This is a genomic window from Microbulbifer halophilus (assembly GCF_026183675.1).
GTDB lineage: Bacteria > Pseudomonadota > Gammaproteobacteria > Pseudomonadales > Cellvibrionaceae > Microbulbifer > Microbulbifer halophilus.
Genome location: NZ_JAPIVK010000016.1, coordinates 19,525 through 37,386, shown reverse-complemented (window position 1 = coordinate 37,386; position 17,862 = coordinate 19,525). Strand labels below are relative to the sequence as shown.

The 17,862-nt window shown below is 62.5% G+C and carries 12 protein-coding genes and 1 riboswitch; of the genes, 5 read left to right on the top strand and 7 right to left on the bottom strand.

Going from position 1 to position 17,862, the window contains the following annotated elements:
• Positions 1-47 precede the first annotated feature (47 nt).
• Positions 48-1,433, top strand: a complete 1,386-nt coding sequence (locus tag OQE62_RS10150) for an aldehyde dehydrogenase family protein (RefSeq protein WP_265721917.1) — start codon at positions 48-50, stop codon at positions 1,431-1,433.
• Here OQE62_RS10150 and OQE62_RS10145 read toward each other — a convergent pair.
• Positions 1,415-3,802, bottom strand: a complete 2,388-nt coding sequence (locus tag OQE62_RS10145) for a GH36-type glycosyl hydrolase domain-containing protein (protein WP_265721916.1) — start codon at positions 3,800-3,802, stop codon at positions 1,415-1,417. The genes OQE62_RS10150 and OQE62_RS10145 overlap by 19 nt on opposite strands.
• Before the next feature lie 53 nt (positions 3,803-3,855).
• Positions 3,856-5,550, bottom strand: coding sequence for an MFS transporter (locus OQE62_RS10140; protein WP_265721915.1), 1,695 nt, complete (start codon positions 5,548-5,550; stop codon positions 3,856-3,858).
• Between the two features lie 494 nt (positions 5,551-6,044).
• On the opposite strand from OQE62_RS10140, the gene OQE62_RS10135 reads away from it, so the two are divergent.
• Together OQE62_RS10135 and OQE62_RS10130 are read left to right on the top strand one after the other, a co-directional pair.
• The gene (locus OQE62_RS10135) at positions 6,045-8,918 is read left to right on the top strand and encodes an ExeM/NucH family extracellular endonuclease (RefSeq protein WP_265721914.1); all 2,874 of its coding nucleotides are present in this window, start codon (positions 6,045-6,047) and stop codon (positions 8,916-8,918) included.
• Positions 8,919-9,168: 250 nt separating this feature from the next.
• On the top strand, positions 9,169-9,765 hold the full coding sequence (locus tag OQE62_RS10130; protein ID WP_265721913.1) for a hypothetical protein: 597 nt from the start codon (positions 9,169-9,171) through the stop codon (positions 9,763-9,765).
• A 294-nt stretch (positions 9,766-10,059) separates the two neighbouring features.
• Here OQE62_RS10130 and OQE62_RS10125 read toward each other — a convergent pair whose 3' ends face one another.
• The 4 genes from OQE62_RS10125 to OQE62_RS10110 form a co-directional block, all read right to left on the bottom strand.
• Entirely contained in the window at positions 10,060-10,944 is an 885-nt protein-coding gene (locus OQE62_RS10125; protein ID WP_265721912.1) for a choline kinase family protein, read from the bottom strand.
• Positions 10,941-11,597: a nicotinamide riboside transporter PnuC gene (gene pnuC / locus OQE62_RS10120; protein WP_265721911.1), complete on the bottom strand. Its 657-nt coding sequence runs from the start codon at positions 11,595-11,597 to the stop codon at positions 10,941-10,943. The genes OQE62_RS10125 and pnuC overlap by 4 nt, the downstream gene beginning before the upstream one ends.
• The gene (locus OQE62_RS10115; protein WP_265721910.1) at positions 11,590-11,853 is read right to left on the bottom strand and encodes a YkoF family thiamine/hydroxymethylpyrimidine-binding protein; all 264 of its coding nucleotides are present in this window, start codon (positions 11,851-11,853) and stop codon (positions 11,590-11,592) included. The genes pnuC and OQE62_RS10115 overlap by 8 nt, the downstream gene beginning before the upstream one ends.
• A 121-nt stretch (positions 11,854-11,974) precedes the next feature.
• Positions 11,975-14,119: a TonB-dependent receptor gene (locus OQE62_RS10110; protein WP_265721909.1), complete on the bottom strand. Its 2,145-nt coding sequence runs from the start codon at positions 14,117-14,119 to the stop codon at positions 11,975-11,977.
• A 53-nt stretch (positions 14,120-14,172) separates the two neighbouring features.
• Positions 14,173-14,289, bottom strand: a riboswitch (TPP riboswitch).
• Between the two features lie 184 nt (positions 14,290-14,473).
• On the opposite strand from OQE62_RS10110, the gene OQE62_RS10105 reads away from it, so the two are divergent.
• Together OQE62_RS10105 and OQE62_RS10100 are read left to right on the top strand one after the other, a co-directional pair.
• Positions 14,474-15,472: an LLM class flavin-dependent oxidoreductase gene (locus OQE62_RS10105; protein WP_265721908.1), complete on the top strand. Its 999-nt coding sequence runs from the start codon at positions 14,474-14,476 to the stop codon at positions 15,470-15,472.
• A gap of 290 nt (positions 15,473-15,762) precedes the next feature.
• Positions 15,763-16,401 (top strand): RpiB/LacA/LacB family sugar-phosphate isomerase, encoded by a 639-nt coding sequence (locus tag OQE62_RS10100; RefSeq protein ID WP_265721907.1) that lies wholly within the window; start codon positions 15,763-15,765, stop codon positions 16,399-16,401.
• 125 nt (positions 16,402-16,526) lie between these two features.
• Here the strand turns inward: OQE62_RS10100 and OQE62_RS10095 are convergent, their stop codons facing one another.
• The gene (locus OQE62_RS10095; protein ID WP_265721906.1) at positions 16,527-17,789 is read right to left on the bottom strand and encodes a 6-phosphofructokinase; all 1,263 of its coding nucleotides are present in this window, start codon (positions 17,787-17,789) and stop codon (positions 16,527-16,529) included.
• Positions 17,790-17,862: the final 73 nt, after the last annotated feature.

Here is a 17,862-nt window from a genome sequence, read left to right as displayed (position 1 = left end):
TATGCTCATTTCATACCCGCGATTTGGCAATCAACGGCGACCGCCGCATGCAAAGACTTCAGTGCATCTCCCCGATCGACGATTCCGTCTACGTCGAAAGGCCCCTGGCGACTCACGACGAAATCCGGTCGGCCCTGGCCGCCGCCAGCGGTGCCCAGCCCGCCTGGCGGCGCACGCGGCTGGCGGAGCGGGTGGCGATAGTGCGCCGGGCGATCCGCCTATTTACCGACCGCAAGCAACAGCTCGGTGAAGAGCTCTGCTGGATGATGGGCCGGCCGATCCGCTTCGCCTCCGGGGAAATTCTCGGCTTTGCCGAGCGGGCCGCCTACATGGCGGATATCGCCGAATCGGCGCTCGCCGATATCCAGTTGCCGGACAAGCCCGGCTTTACCCGCTTTATCCGCCGAGAACCGCTGGGGGGCTCGCTGGTGATCGCGCCCTGGAATTATCCCTATTTCACCGCCGTCAGCGCCGTGGTGCCATCGTTGCTGGCCGGCAATACCGTGTTGCTGAAACACTCGGCGCAGACACCGCTGTGCGCCGAGCAGATGGTGGAAACCTTTGCCGAGGCCGGGCTGCCGGTGGGGGTTTTCCAGTACCTGCACCTGGATCACGGCGATGTGGAACAACTGGTGCGCGCACCGGAAATCGACCATGTCGCTTTTACCGGATCGGTGGATGGCGGCACCGCAGTGGAGCGCGCGGCCGCGGGGCGTTTTATCCCGGTGGGGCTGGAGCTCGGCGGTGTCGACCCGGCCTATGTGCGCGCCGACGCCGATCTGGAGCAGGCGGTGGCCAGCGTCGTCGACGGCGCCTTCCTGAATTCCGGCCAGTCCTGCTGTGGCATCGAGCGCGCCTATGTGCACGAGTCGCTGTTCGACGAATTTGTCGCGCGCGCCACGGCGCTGGTGCGCGCCTACCGACTGGGCCGCCCGGACGATCCCGATACGAATCTGGGGCCGCTTGTGCGCGCCGAGGCGGCGGATTTTGTGCGCGGCCAGATCGACGAGGCGATCGCCGCCGGCGCCAGTGCCCATATCGATACCGGCGAATTTCCGATGGACCGGCGCGGCACGCCCTATATGGCGCCGCAACTACTGACCGGTGTGGACGGCGGCATGCGCGTGATGCGCGAGGCATCCTTCGGCCCGGTACTCGGTGTACAGAAGGTGCGCGACGACAGCGAGGCGCTGGCGCTGATCAACGACAGCTGCTTCGGTCTCACCGCCGCGATCTACAGCCGCGACCAGCGGGCGGCAATGGCCCTGGCCGACGCTATCGAAACCGGCACCGTATTCCTGAACCGCTGTGATTACCTGGACCCGGCGCTGGCCTGGACCGGCATCAAAAACTCCGGCCGCGGCTGCACCCTGTCCGGTGTGGGGTACGAGTACGTCACCCGCCCCAAATCCTTTCACTTCAAGCGTGTCTGATCGGGCAGCAATACGCGTACGCGGTAATTTTTTCCCGCCTCTATCCTGTCGATACGATGCCGCTTCAGGGCGATACCATCGACTTCAACCTGCGGGGTATCCACCTGCGGCGAACGCTCGCAGGTCACGGTAAAGCTGGCGCCGCGAAAGCGGCGCTCCGCCGTCGCCCGGGGCCAGTGGCGGGGCAGCATCGGCCGGATCAGCAGGCCGTCTCTGTCCCCCCTGAGACCGAAGAGATCCTCGATCACCGAGCGGTACATCCAGGCGCCGGTGCCGGTATTGAACAGCTGGCTCGAGCGCCCGGCGGTGCGCGGGAACTGGTAGCAGGCGCCGCGGTAATAATTGGGCACGAACACCGGCATCTGTCCGCGCTGCAGATAGTCTTCTTCGCCGGGGCCCGCCAGCATCTTGCGCATCAGCCGAAAGGCGCTGTCCGCCTCGCCGATGCGGTAGAGCGCGTGCACATAAAAAATGCCCGCGTGGTTGTAGATGGAACCGTTTTCCGCAGAGCCGGGAAACTTCTGTGTCACCCGGCCCACATCCTCGCGCATGGCGGTGTAGGCCGGTGCCAGCATCATGGCCCCGTAGGGAGTTTCCAGTTGCTCTTCCACCGCCTGCAGTATCTCGCGCTGCTGGTCCCGGTCGGCGGTGCCGGCGAGCAGCGCCCAGCTCTGCGGGTTGAGGTAGATGCGCCCCTCGGGATCGCCGTCGATGCCGAAGGGCACATCGTCGTCGGTGATGCCGCGTCCGTACCAGCGCCCGTCCCACAGGTGCCGGTTCATGGCGCGGTTCATCAGTTGGGCATACTCGTGAAATTCACAGGAGAGTTCGCCCTCCCCCCGCTCCGCGACGATGTCCGCCCAGGTCCGGCAGGCGTGGGCAGTGGCCACCGTCAGCCAGCCGGACACGCCGCGCCCCCGGTAGCCGACCATATTCATCGGGTCGCACCAGTCGCCCTGGCCGATATAGCTCAGGTCGCGCCCGTCGCGGGCGGAGAAAAGCCAGCGCAGGGCGCGGGTGATGCGTTGGCAAACGGTGTGGTCTTCGCCGTCGGTGGCATTGCGGACCGGTTCCTCCAGTACGGAATAATCGCCGGTTTCATCCAGGTAGGCCCGCAGGCACACGGGCAGCCACACGCAGTGATCGGTATGGGGCACTTGGTTGATATATTTCAGTTCCGCGGATTCCTCCAGCAGAATGCCGTCGGGCATGGAGCCGTCGGCCTTCTGCTGGGAGAGGGCCAACAGGAAGGCCGAGCGGGCGACCTCCGGGCGGATATAGCTCATGCCCATGTTGTCCTGCAGGTAGTTGCGGGTCTGCGGGTCGGTGGTCAGGCGATTGACGTCGCCGTGGTAGAACACCTGGCGCGGCAGCCAGTGATTGACGAAGCTGTCGAAGTGGCTGTCCGGGGTCCGGATGCGAATGGTTTCGGCGGGACCATCCTGTTGCGGATTTGCGGCGGTGTTTTTACCGGCAACGGCGGTCGCGCCCTCTCCGGGGAGATGGGTCCGGCGCAGGTGCGCGATTTCCGCGTCGTCGGTTGCCGGGCCGGCCAGGAAGCGGAAGTTTTCACTGGCACCCGGCGCCAGGGTCAGACGGTATTGCAGCGCGGCCACCGGCGTCTCGTAGAGGGCCTCGCCATTTCCCATGGCGGGGCCCTGCAGGGCGTCGGGGTTGTGCAGTCCGCCCTCGCCCTCGAAAACCTCGCGGATGGTCTCGAAGGCACAGGGTGGGCGGTCGTGCAGTACGAAGGTTTTGTCCTTGTTGCCGAGTTTTTTGAAATACTCCTCCACCTTCTGGTAGGGCGCGATACAGGAGGCCACCACGCCGCCGAGATCCTCGTGATACTGCGCCGACTGGTTCATCCAGCTCATATAGCCGATGGGAAAATAGAGATAGAGACTCAGCTTTCTCTCGCGCGGGGAATCGTTGCCGATATTCAGGTTCCAGATCTCCAGCGGGTCCTCCGCGGGCAGGCTGAGCTGCAGTTCGGTGCTGAGATCCAGGTGCCGGACCCGCCACTGGATATCCGACTTTCCGGCGGAGAAGCAGAAGCTGTCCGGCAGCCGGCGCACCGGTTCGTAGGGAATCGAGAAGAGCTCGCCGCTGGTCTCGTCCTTGATATAAAAGAAACGCCCGGGGTGGTGCGCGTAGTAGGGGTGCTCCGGCTGCATGAAGGTTTTCGCTTCGATATTGGGGCCGTGCATATACTTGGCCGAATCCGGTTGCATAAACTGCGCAGCGGCAAAGCCCCGGCAGTTGACCTGTATCATCATTCTCCGGTTCCACAGAAAGGCGGAGGCCCGGGGCATTTTTGTCGGGCTCCACAGCTCGAACCGGTCGCCTGCGGCATTTTCCTTCAAAAACATGATCGGTTTTCCAGTCTTTTTCGGTTTTGAATTCCGGGGGACGGAACGGTTTCTCACGGGGCTATTCCTTCGGCGTCCCCGCTGTCTTTTGCCATCTCGCTGGCACCGGCACTGCGGTCGTCGCGCTGTTGCAGCTCCCGCTGTATCTGCGCCAGCTTCTTGCCGCCAAGGCCGTAGAATCGCAACACCGCGATGGATGCAAAGGCAAAAAATGCCGGTACCAGCGTCTGCAGCCAGACGATCGAGGTCAGTGAGGCGTCTTCCTGCATGGCGTTGGCCTTATAGCCGAACAGTGCCAGTACCCACAGGATTCCGGCGGAACCCAGGGCGCCGCCGAGTTTCTGGGAAAAGGTGGCGGCGGAAAACGTCATCGCCGTGGCGCGGCGGCCGGTTTTCCACTCGTTGTAGTCGGCGGCATCGGCGTACATGGACCAGGCGATGGGGGATTTGGGCCCCAGCGCCAGGCTGATCAGGATATTGAGCAGGAACATGGCGATGATTTCCGCCGGCCAGTCGGCGCTGTCGCGAATCACCGCACCCTGCCCGTCCAGCAGCGACACGCTGAAGATCCGTTCCCCGTCCGATGCTTCTTCCGCGGCCCCGATCGACAGGCTGGGGCCACCGGTCTCCAGTGTCTTCGTTTCGCGGTTGAACCAGAAGGCGCCGGGCAGGTGTTCCACCCAGCGGTAACCCCCTGCCTCAGTTTCCGTTCCGCCGAGCAGGTCGGCGGCGCGCAGGGTCCGTTCGCCCTGTGTGGAAACGGTGACCACGCCGGTGTTGGCCGGTTTGGGAATAAACGCAAAGGCCACGCTCAGTGCGCCGACAATACCCATCAACAGCATCAGCAGCCGCGCCTTGTCCGGCAGCAGCCGCGTCAGCCAGGGGGAGAGCAGGCAGCCCACCGCATAGGCGGCCATCTGTACGCCGATATAGGGCCCCATCAGGTCCGGGCGCTCGACAAAGTACTTGAAGTAGTAGGTGGCGGAGCTGCCGCGGAAGACGATGGTCATCATGATGATCATTGCGATCGCGAACAGCACCAGCCAGGGGCCGTTGCCGATCAGGTCGCGAATGTCCTCCAGCGGCCGGGACTGCTGTTCCGGTGCCGGCTGTATCCGCTCCCGGGTGGTAAAGAACACGGTGAGAAAACAGCCGCAGGCGACGGCGCTGTAGAGCGCCATGGTCACCTGCCAGCCCAGGGCGTCGTTGCCGTCGCCGAAATAGTCGGCCAGGCCCGGCGTGAGCGCGCCCACCAGGATACCGGTGCTGTAGGCAAAGAAAAAACGCAGCCCGAAAACCGAGTTGCGCTCGGCGGCATCGGCGGTGAGGACTCCGGCCAGGGAGGAGTAGGGGGTACTCAGGATGGTGTAGCAGAGCATCATCACCGTGTAGGTACCGTAGGCCCACAGCACCTTGCCGTTTTCGTCCAGGTCCGGTGTGGTCATGGTCAGCACCGCGGCGCCGGCCATCGGCAGTGCGCCGAACAGCAGGTAGGGGCGGAAGCGGCCCCAGCGGCTGCGCGTGCGGTCGGCGACGGCGCCCATCACCGGGTCGGTACAGGCGTCCACGATCTTGGTCACCAGGAACATGGTGCCGGCCGCAGCGGCGGGAATACCGAAGATATCGGTATAAAAATAGGAAAGATAGGACCCGATAATGATCCAGTAAAAGTTGAAGCCCGCATCGCCCACGGCGTAGCCGAGCTTCTCTCCGGCGCCCAGACTGGCGTTGCGTTGATACGCTGACATCGAGAGCTCCCCGTTTTATGGAGGGCACAGCCGCAAGTGGATTGCCGGGGCGGGCCCCGCGGCCACTATCGGATTCTGTGCCCGGTTCTTTTTGCTCAAGTTTCGGAGTTCGGGGGCACAAGCTGGAGCGGGGTGTGCCTTTCTGGGACTGTCTGCGAGAGGGACCTCGCAGACAAGCCTACAGGGACGTATTCACGGCGTGTCCCAGAAAGGCGCACCCCGCTCCAGCTTCCTGAAGTGAACCCCGAAACTTGAGTTTTAATCCCGGGTGGTGCGAGCTGTTGATGCAATGGACATCATTATTCTTTATCGGGCGATTCTGTCATAAAGCCGCCGTTGACGCACCCACGAAATACGGGTGTTGGGAAAGGGTGGCAACAAAACTGCCGCAAATTCTTCATATCCCTGTAACCGGCCTTTAGGAATTCCCCGGCAGACTGTGCCGCGAAACTATACCGACCGCTATTCACGGACCGGAAACCGGGGGAAAAATAATGAATCGTTTCAAGTGGTTGTCGTTGCCGGCGCTGTGCCTGTCGGCGCTGGCCAGTACCCATGCAATGGCCGATCTGCTGATTTCGGAATATATCGAGGGCAGCAGCAACAACAAGGCACTGGAAATCTACAACGGCACCGGCGCGCCGGTGGACCTGGCCGACTACGCCGTGCAGGTCTATTTCAACGGCTCCACCAGCGCCGGGGCGGATATCGCCCTGAGTGGCGGACTCGCGGATGGCGGGGTATTTGTGCTCGCTCACGGCAGCGCCGCCGGTGAGATTCTCGCGCAGGCGGACCAGACCTACGGCGGTGGCCTGTTCAATGGCGACGACGCGGTGGCCCTGGTGCGCGAGGGCCAGCCGGTGGACGTAATCGGCCAGATCGGCTTCGACCCGGGCAGCCTGTGGGGCGATGCCACACTCGGCACCCAGAACCAGACGCTGCGGCGCAACGGCGATATCCTCGACGGCCGCAGCGACGGCAGTGGGGCCTTCGATCCGGCGCTGGAGTGGACCAGCGCCGGTCGCGACAACTTCGATGATCTCGGTCGCTACCGGGATAGCGGCGATGGCGGCGGCAACGATGACGGCGGTGGCGACGGCGGCGATATCGCCCTGGGCCAGTGCGGCGACGCCGCCACACGGATCAGCGCCGTCCAGGGCAGTGGTGCCGCCAGCCCGCTGGTGGGTGAGCGGGTGGAAGTGGAAGCGGTGGTCGTCGCCGACTTCCGCGATACCGATTCCGGCCTCGGCGGCTTCTTCGTACAGGAGGAGGATGCCGACCGGGACGCTCTGGAAACCACATCCGAAGGCCTGTTCATCTACGACAACGGCTTCGACGCCGAACTGCAAACGGGCGACCTGGTGCGTGTCGGCGGCGAGGTCACCGAGTACCACGGCCTGACCGAAATCAATCGGGTCGACGGTATCCGCGTCTGCGACAGCGGCCTGAGTGTCAGCGCCGCCGAAATCACCATGCCGTTTGCCGACGCCGAGGTCCCGGAACGTTACGAGGGCATGCTCGCGCACTTCGCGCAGACGCTGACGGTCAGCGGCAACTACAACCTGGCCCGCTACGGTGAGCTGGAACTCTCCGCCGGCCGCCTCTACACACCCACCAATATCGCCGAGCCCGGCCCCGCGGCCCGGGCCCAGCAGAGCGAGAATGCGCGCAACCGGATACTGCTGGACGACGGCTCCACGGTGCAGAACCCGGAGAGGATCCCCTATCCCGCCCCGGGGCTGGATGCCGGCAACAGCCTGCGCACCGGCGCCGCGGTCGATGGCCTGCGCGGGGTAATCACCTACGGTTTTGGCCGCTACCGCGTGCACCCGGTGGAAGCGCCGGCATTCGACGACACCAATCCGCGCGGCGCGGCGCCGGCGCTGCCGGGGGAGGGCAGTCTGCGGGTCGCCAGCCTGAATGTGCTCAACTACTTCAACGGCGATGGCAACGGCGGCGGCTTCCCCACCGCCCGCGGCGCCGATACGTCGGAGGAGTTCCAGCGCCAGCGCGACAAGGTCATCGCCGCCGTACGCGGTACCGGGGCCGATATCGTCGGCCTGATGGAAATCGAAAACGACGGCTACGGTGCGGACAGCGCGATACAGGACCTGGTGGACGGCCTCAACGCCGCCGGCAGCGGGGTCTATTCCTTCGTGAATCCGGGATTGGCGGAGTTGGGCACCGATCAGGTGGCCGTGGGCATCATCTACCGCAGCGACCGGGTGCAACCACAGGGCGATGCCGCCACCCTCTCCGGCTACCCGTTCGACTACGGCAACCGCCAGCCGTTGCTGCAGTCCTTTACCGAACTGGCCACGGGCGAATCCCTGGCGGTGGTGGTCAATCACCTGCGCTCCAAGGGAAGTTGCCCCGACGACGGCAGTCTCAACGACGACCAGGGGGATGGCCAGGGTTGCTGGAACCAGGTCCGCATCCAGGCCGCCGACGCCCTGGCCGGCTGGGTCGCCGGCGATCCGGCGGGCACCGGTGTGGAGCGAGCGCTGCTGATCGGCGACCTGAACAGCTACGCCCGGGAAAACCCCATCAGCACCCTGAAGGAGGCCGGCTACACCGACCTGCTGGCGCAGTTCGCCGGCGACGATGCCTACTCCTACGTCTACGACGCCCAGGCCGGCTATCTGGATCACGCCCTCGCCAGCGCCGAACTGGCCCCGCTGGTGACCGGTGCTGCCACCTGGTCCATCAACGCCGACGAACCACGGGCGCTGGACTACAACACCGAGTACAAGAGCGAGGCGCAGGTCGACAGCCTCTACAGCGCCGATGCCTATCGCGCGTCCGATCACGATCCGGTGGTGGTGGAACTGGACCTGACCGGCGGCAACGCCGCGCCCGACGCAGCCTTCGACATACAAAAACACGGCTTGCGCATCCGCTTTACCGACACCAGTAGCGATAGCGACGGCAATATCACCGGTTGGCACTGGGATTTCGGTGACGGCGAAACCAGCACGGAGCGAAATCCCCAACACCGCTACAGCCAGCCGGGCAATTACACCGTGACCCTGTCGGTGGAAGATGATGAAGGTGCCATCGCGACGGCGGCGCGCCAGCTCTCGGTGATGGACAATGGTTCCGCACCGCAGGCAAAGTTCAGTGTGCGGAAGTTTTTCGGCTGGGTCCGGGTGCAGCACCGCGGCCGCGGCAATGCGAGTGACCGCTGGAGCTACCAGTGGGATTTCGGTGACGGCACCACTGGGAATCACCGCGTGGCCTGGCATCGCTACGACGAGCGCGGACGGTACCAGATCACCCTGCGCGTCAGCGATACCGGCGGGCGTGAAGCCAGCTCGAGCAGGCGTGTCAATGTCGGTGGTTTCTGGTTCTGGCCTTTCCGGCGTTAAAGAACCACTACCTTCCCTTACAAAGCGGGCCCCTGTCGGGGCCCGTTTTGTTATTGTCCCCACAGGATATGGGCGATTGAAGATATGCCGGTCCGGTAAACCCCTTCGCCATTTGGTCGAACCTGTGACAGATCATTGGATTTGGGCACATTGCAGAGGTGGGCGGCATGGTTGTATCGGGAAAAGGCCCCACCTATTATTGGATGTCCCGAGAGAAAATGGAACAGCTGAAAAATGGAAGGGGTTCAGTATGCCAATCAATCACATACACAATAACAGGGTCAAACTAGGTGCTCTTTCAGGAACCTTCACCGATGTGGATTCAGGGCTGATAGGAATTTCGAGAACCGGTAAAACAAAATTCTGGTCGACAGGGTTTTCCGGTTGTGTCGGGGTCGTTATGTCCGGCAGTGGAAATTGGGGAGTGCTCGCTCACCTGAATCAGGCGATTCAGTTTGGGGAGAGAGATCTGGCATTTGCCCTGTCCACCCTGAAGGACTTCGTCTCCCAAAAGGTATTCGCGGAAACCACGGATGTGCTCATTTACTACGGTGATGAAAACACTGAACAAAAGTTGACTGAATCAGAAATCCGGAAGTTGATGGGCTGTGAGCGAGTTATCGACTTACGTAAAACCGGGGAATCCTATAGCTTCGGCTGTGACTTCGTCTATGACCCTGGCGAGAAAGCTGTCTATACCGTCAGTTCCGGGACTGCGCTCGAAGCTTCCAAGTTGTTGGACAACGAACCCCTGAAGCCCATCAAGAATGCATTTACTTACGAGGAAGGTGCCAGAAAGAAATTGGACCCTGGTTTGGGCCACAAGGGGTGGTTCTTTGTTGACTGAGCCATACAGAGCGGCACAGGATACAATCCTTCCCGTTTCTGTACGAAAAGCCTGAAATACCTGTCGTTTTCCCGATTGCCGGACTTTATGAAGTTGCCCGGAAGAGTGGTGACAAGCAGGGAATAGAGCGAATCGCTATGGTCCCGTCACCCGACGGTCATCTGGTTATTAATACGTGCATAAGTAGCCCGACATGAAATTTCAGACACGCTATGAATGCATCCGTGTACGCTCGTAATCGGCATCCATGCCTCATACGGTCCGAAATTCCATGTCGGGCTACTTATACACTCCTTAGTAACCACGGGCGGTAATGGAAATCAGTTCGGATAGAGATTCAATCTGCCCACTGATTTCTTCGCCCATACTGCGGCTCCCCAAGGCGCCACAGGACCACTGCACCGCATACCAGAGTAGCGACAGGTAGCCGTAGATGATCCGCCAGTGATCGAGGCGTTGCCGGTCAATGTCCGAAACCGGGTGCCGGAGGTATTCCGCCAGCAGCTTTTCCCGCTGGTCCCCGTCCAGGCCCTGTCCTTCGCAGATAACCGCCAGGTCGTAAAATGGATCGCCAGTGGCGGCGTATTCCCAGTCGATCGCATAAAGTGTTCCATCGGCGCCGGTGATCAGGTTGTCCGCCAGCAGGTCGTTGTGGCAGAGCACCTTGCCGTTGCCCGACTCGCCGGCTGCGACGACATGCCGCTGTACCGGCTGATGCAGGGATTGCAACGACCGCAACGGCGATTGTCCCGTATCGATCGAGCGCCGGTAATGGTCGATCTTGTCGCCGATATCCAGTTCGGCATCAATGGCCGGCAGCCTGTGAATACCGCGCAACAGGGCGGCGAGTTGTGCAAATGCGCCGGCGTTGTCCGGGCTCCAGCGATCGCCGGGAACATAGCGGGTTACCAGATAACGGTGCTCGGGGTCGCAGTACACCAGCGGCGCGCATAGCCCGGCACTGTCCGCCAGGTGCAGCGCCCGGGCCTCGGTGTCCCGGTTCAGGTCCAGTGCATCGCTGATGACGGAATTCCTGCGCAGCACCAGTTGCTGTTCTCCGGCGGCCAGCAGGAAGCTGCGGTTGGTCAGCCCGTTCGCCAGTGTGCGGATCAACGTGGGTCTGGTGCGGCTCCAGCGCGGCCAGTCGTCCGGAATGATATCCGCGGCGGCGACCGTCATGGTGCAACGCCGCTTTCCGCCATCAATGGTGGATTGCTCTCGCGGGCCTGCTGCCTGTACAGGGCCAGCCAATTGAAAAATCCGATGATGACGATGATCACGTACAGTACGAACAGTACCGCGGTCAGGTACAGTTCCCGGTCTATATACAGGTAGATGGCTGCACCGTCGACGACCACCCAGTAGAGCCAGTTCTCCAGTACCTTGCGTGTCACCATGTAAGTGGTGACCACCGCGCCCCAGGTGGTAAAGGAATCGAGGTAGGGCATTGCAGCGTCGGTATATCGCTGCAACCCGTAGCCGCATACCAGGGTCAACAGGGCCACGGTGGCAATGGCCGCGAGGTGGACTGTCGGTGACCAGCGGTGAATATGCAGCGACTGTTGGCCGCCGTTTCTGTTTTTCCACTGCCGCCATCCGTAAACCGCAATCAGCAGATAAAATACCTGCAGGGCGGACTCCATCAACAGGCTGACATCCCAGAACAGCACCAGGTAGATCGCCGTGCTGGAAAAAGCGGCATACCAGCAGAGAATTTTCTCCCGCATTGCCAGCAGCAGGTACGCCAGCGCCAGCACTACGGCAGCCAGCTCCCACAGGGACATGGCCGCAAATGAGGTGGCGATGGCATCGCGGACTTCCGGGCTAATCATTGGCGCTATCCGGGCTCAGGTCGCCCTCGATAAATTTGCAGACGAAAATGGCGCGGCCGAATCGCTCGTAGGACGCGCGCATTTCTGCTTTCAATGTGTCCATCAGCAGGTCGTAGTCGCCGAATACCCGGGTGCTCATGGTATTGGTGATGACCTGTAGCGCCGGGTGCCTGTCCAGGCGCTCGATAAAATCCCGGATTGCGGGGATGTACTCGTCTTTCAACGGGTACATGCTGATTTCTACGGATAGTTTCATGGTGCTGATCCAGTCTGGTTTTGTCTGAAAGCCGGCTGATGGGCACGTCGCTGCGCTCCTTTGCCCATCCTACGGAAGCGGACAGTGCCCGGAGCCCCCGACCTGAACCCCGAAACTTGAGTTAAAAGGTATAGCTGCCGGATATCCCCGCAATGCGCGGCTCGCCCAACTGGTAGTAGGCCTCCGGCGCGTAACCGTTGGCCGGATTGTTGCCGAACTGGTTGCTGAAGTAGAAACCGCGGGTGTAATAGACCTCGTCGGTCAGGTTACGGCCCCACAGCGACAGGTCCCAGTTGTCGCCGCTGTAGGTCAGGCGCGCGTTGAGCAGTTCGTAGGCGGTGGACTTCTCGTTGTGGCTGTTGGAAAAATAGAAGTCGTCCTTGCCTTCCACCTCCAGCCGCAGGGCCAGGTTCGCCGCCAGTGCGTACTCGGCACCGGTAAAGAACTGGTAGTTGGGCGCATGGGCCAGGTCGCGCCCATCCAGGTCCAGCGGCGATACGGCGCCGGTGTAATCGTTGCGCGCATCCACATGGGAGGAACTGGCAAAGTCCTGGAACTCCGCATTCAACCAGCCCGCCGCGGCGAACAGGCGCAGCTTTTCAGTGGCCAGGTAGTTGGCCTCGGCTTCCACACCGGTGGTCTGTCCGCCGGCGGCGTTGGCGAGGAAGTCATCGAAGGAGAAGTCGTCGGGATTGAAGATCGACTGCTTGGCCTGGACGTCGCTGCGGTCCTGGTAAAAGGCGGCCACCTGCGCCTGCAGGCGGTTGTCCAGCCAGGCGCCCTTGAGGCCCAGCTCGTAGTTGAGCATCTGCTCGGTGTCGAACTCGAAGACGTCGCTGCCGATCTGCGGGTTGCCGGCGGAAGCGGAGATGATGCGGCCGTTGACGCCGCCGGCCTTGTAACCCCGGGAGAGAGTGGCGTAAACCAGCGTATTCTCAGAGCGGTTGTATTCCAGGGTGATGTTGCCGCCCCAGAGGTTTTCATCGGTCTTTCTGGCCACCGACAGGGAATCGGCGTAATCCGCCTCGCGCTGTTCCAGCCGCAGGCCGGTCACCAGGTTGAAACGGTCGCCGAGGGCCGCGGTCAACTGGCCGTAGAGCGCGGCGTTGTCGGTATCGAACTGGCTGCGGAAACTGGCATTGCGCACCAGTGACTCTTCTTCCCGGCGCAGATAGACACCGGCAACCCAGCCGGTGCTGTCGCGAAACAGGCGGGACTCTTCGGTGGAAACGAAGCGGATATCGGCACTCAGGTTGTCCCTGTCGCGCCGGTAGTTGTCGGTGGAGCTGTACTCGTCCGGGTGGAAGCCCACGTAGGTCCAGTCTTCGTCGTAGCCGTATTCGGTGTCCGAATCGGCCGCACTGAAAACCGATTCGAGGGTAAACAGGTCGCTGCCGGTCCAGCGGCTGCTGAGGGCGCCGGCGAGGGTTTTCTGGGTATCCCGGCCCGGCTGGTCGGAGAGGGTGTGGCGGGAGTTGTCCAGCGAGAAGGCGTCGTAGCCATTGTCCATATCGAAATGCAGCAGGGTAAAATCCAGTTGCAGGTCGTCGCTCGCCCGGTAGCGCAGCTTCCCGCGCAGTGTGGATTCGTCGATATTCTGGGTGTCGTCGCGGCCCAGGTAGCGGTTCTCGACATAGCCGTCGGACTGCCGGTTCTGCGCGGCGATCCGGTAGCCCAGTCTGTCGGTCAGCGGGCCGCTGGTGACGGCGGAAAGCGCATGGCTGCCGTACTGGGCGGCTTCCGCGGACACTTTCGCCACGGGTTCGGCCGAGGGGGCATTGCTGGTCATGGTGATCAGGCCGGCCAGGGCGTTGGCGCCGTAGACAGTGCCCTGCGGCCCGCGCAGGATTTCCACCCGATCCATGTCCAGTGTGTCGGCCGCCAGGCCCAGGCCGGTAAAGTCGATGCCGTCGATGATCAGGCCCACGGACGGATTCACCGGATCGATAAACTGGCTGCGCTCGCCGATCCCGCGGATCTGCACAAAGCGGCCGCGGGAGGCACCGGTGGAAAAGTTCACGTTGGGGGCCAGGTTGAGCAGTTGCTCCAGGTGGCCGGCACCGCGGGCCCGCATTGCCTTTTCGTCGAAGACGCTGATACTGGTGGGTGTTTCCAGTTGCACGCTGTCGCGAAACTGGCTGGTGACAACGACTTCTTCGAGCCCTGCGGACTGGGGGCCTGTCGCGGCGATCGCCGACCCGGTGGCGACGCAGCCCGCGAGGCCGATCCAGCGGTGGAGGGGGTTTGTTCTGGTTGCTTGATTCATGGCTCTCTCTCGGGGACGTGGAGTGAAAGAGACCCGGTGTGCGACGCGAAGAGGAGGGAATGGGTACCTATTCCTACGCCGGTATTAACCGGATCAGGTTCAAGGGTTCGCCGGGTGGAATCCTGCGAATCCACCGGCATCTCAGGCCGAAGCCACCCCTCAGGTTTTGCGGGCGCGATGTTAGCAGATTTTGGGGCTGGGGCGGAAAACGGCATCGCCGGGCCGATGGCGATAGGCCGGCATTTTGCAGGATTCGGCTACCGCCGGGTGGGCGGCTGCGCTAACCTGCGCTCCGTTGTTTCCCCGATTGCGTACCGCCCCCGGGGCCGCGCTTTCCCGCGATAAGGAGTTGTTATGCGCACCTATTCCCTGCTCGATCTCTCCCCGATTACCGACGACGGCGACGCCCGGCGGGCGCTGTTGAATTCGCGGGATCTGGCGCAGAATGCGGAGGCCTGGGGCTACAAGCGCTTCTGGATGGCCGAGCACCACAATATGGCGGGCGTGGCCAGTGCGGCCACGGCGGTGGCGCTGGGGTTTATCGCCTCTGGGACGGAGCACATCCGCGTCGCCGCCGGCGGTGTCATGTTGCCCAATCACGCGCCGCTGGTGATTGCCGAGCAGTTCGGCACCCTGGCGTCGCTGTATCCCGACCGGGTGGACCTGGGCTTGGGGCGGGCGCCGGGCACCGACGGTTCCACCATGATGGCGCTGCGCCGCGATCCGCGCCACGCCGCCGACCAGTTCCCGGAGGATGTGCGGGAGCTGCTGCACTATTTTGAGCCGCAGAAGCCCGGTCAGCGCGTAATGGCCGTGCCGGGTGTGGGGCTGGAGGTGCCCATCTGGCTGTTGGGGTCGAGCCTCTACAGCGCCCAGCTGGCCGCGGCGCTGGGGCTGCCGTTCGCGTTTGCCTCGCACTTCGCGCCACAGATGCTGGGCCAGGCCCTGCGCCTCTACCGCGAAAACTTCGAGCCGTCCGCCTATCTCGAGCGACCCTACGCCGCAGCGGGTATCAACGTGTTCGCTGCGGACAGCGACGAGCGGGGGCGCTACCTGATGACTTCACTGGAGCAGCAGTTTATCGCCCTGCGCCGGGGCCGGCCCGGGCCGCTGCAGCCGCCGGTGGAGGATATGGATACCGTCGCCTCGCTGTCGGAGCGCCAGCAGGTACAGCAGGCGCTGGCGGAAACCGCGGTGGGGTCCCGGGACACGGTGGCGGCCTGGATAGATCGCTTCCTGGAGCGGAATCCGGTGGACGAGCTGATCGTCACCGGGCCCATCCACGACCACGCCGCGCGCCTCGAGTCTTTCCACATTGCCGCCGATATCCTGCGCGAGCGGGCCGATGGCTGATGGGGCCGGATTCCCGGTGCTCGACTGGTAACCGGGTATTCAAAATTGGTCATCCATTGGCGGGGACCGGATCGATCATCATTGCCAGTGGCTGGATCGAAACTTGTGCAAAGTACGATCAATAGGGTGGTTTTTGTCGGCTTGTGCGGTAGGTAGAGCGGTTTTCCTGCCTGACCAATTTTAATTTTTTGCCAGATCTCTATAATCGCCCACCGGGTTGCGCCGTCGGCGGGCACCTCCAACTCCGAACCCCGGGGAAGAAGAGAACGGATACAAAGGAGATCGAGCGAATGAAAATTGCATTGATGAACGAATTCAGCCAGGCATCCAAGAACGCCATTGCGCTGAAAGAGCTGGAGGATGTCGCGGGTGAGCTCGGCCATACCGTTTACAACACCGGTATGTGCGATGACAACGACCACTACCTGACCTATATCCACCTGGGTATCATGGGCAGCCTGCTACTGAACTCGAAAGCGGTGGATTTTGTCGTCAGCGGCTGCGGCACCGGGCAGGGCGCGCTGATGTCGCTGAATGCCTACCCGGGTGTCAACTGCGGCTACTGCATCGACCCGGCGGATGCCTTCCTGTTTGCACAGATCAACAACGGCAACGCGCTGTCGATCCCGTTTGCCAAAGGCTTCGGTTGGGGCGCGGAGCTGAATATCCGCTACATCTTCGAAAAGGCCTTCACCGGCACCAGGGGCCAGGGCTATCCGCCGGAGCGCAAGGAGTCCCAGGTGCGCAACGCCGGCATTCTCGACCATATCAAGGAAGCCACCTGCAAAAACTATCTCGACGGGCTCAAGGCCATCGATCCGGAGCTGGTCAAAGTTGCGGTGACTGGTGAGCGTTTCCAGGCGTGTTTCTTTGAAAACTGCCGGGATCAGGAGTTGGCGGACTTTGTGCGTGGAGTACTGGATTCCTGAATCCGGCCAGGATCAATCGCAGGGTGCGCGCGGCGCACCCTAATCTCCATATCGATAGTAAATGCATGAAAAAATCCGCCCCAAGTTGAGGCGGGGTTCTTTGATCAGTGGTTCGCCGCTTGTCGTTAAACGTCGAAACCCTCCTTCAGTTTCTTCTCCACCAACACCTTCTTCAGCTTCGCATACTGTGGCACACCGTTATGATAGGGCGGGTAGTCCTCGCCCTGGATCAGCGGCAGCAGGTAGTCGCGCCCGGCCGCAGTGATGCCGAAACCGTCCTCGCTGATAAATTCTTTCGGCATCATCTTCTCGACGTTGGCGATCTCGTTCAGCGGCGCCTCGCCCACGGACCAGTCGTAATCCGGGCCGGGCGCGCGCTCGATGGTCGGCATGATGGCGTTCTTGCCGGCCGCCGCCATCTCCACCGCGGCGCGGCCCACGGCGTAGGCCTGCTCCACGTCGGTGGCGGAGGCGATATGGCGTGCGGCGCGCTGCAGGTAGTCCGCCAGGGCCCAGTGGTATTTCAGGCCCAGTTCGCTTTTCACCATATTGGCGAGGGTGGGGGCCACACCGCCGAGCTGCTTGTGGCCGAAGGCATCGACGCTGCCGGCGTCGGCTAGGAAGGTGCCGTCTTCATACTGGGCGCCCTCGGAGGCGACGATCACGCAGTAGCCTTTCTCCTCCACGGTTTTCTGCACCCGGGCGAGGAACTTCTCCTTGTCGAAGGCCACTTCCGGGAAGAGGATGACATGCGGTGCGTCGCCCTCGGTTTCCTGGGCCAGGGCACCGGCGGCGGCGATCCAGCCGGCGTGGCGGCCCATCACTTCGAGGATAAAAACCTTGGTGGAGGTGTCGCACATAGAGGCCACGTCCAGCGCCGCCTCTTTGGTGGAGACGGCCACGTATTTGGCCACCGAGCCGAATCCCGGGCAGTTGTCGGTAATGGGCAGGTCGTTGTCGACGGTCTTGGGGATGTGGATGGCCCGGATCGGGTAGCCCATCTTTTCGGAAAGCTGGGAGACCTTGAGGCAAGTGTCGGCGGAATCGCCACCGCCGTTATAGAAGAAGTAGCCGATATCGTGGGCCTTGAACACCTCGATCAGGCGTTCGTACTCGGCGCGGTTCTGCTCCAGGCTCTTGAGCTTGTAGCGGCAGGAGCCGAAGGCGCCGGAGGGGGTGTGGCGCAGTGCGGCGATGCTGTCCACACTCTCCTGGCTGACGTCGATCAGTTCCTCGCGCAGCGCGCCGACGATGCCGTTCAGTCCCGCGTAGACCCGGTCGATTCTGTCGTCATGCTCCCGCGCGGCTTCGATTACACCGCAGGCGGAGGCGTTGATCACGGCGGTTACACCGCCGGATTGGGCGTAGAAGGCATTCTTCTTCGGCATGGTCATCCTGTTTCGTCATCTGCTAGCTGAGTGCGCATGCGGGTGTTTCACCCTGCAAATAAGGGCGCCCCGG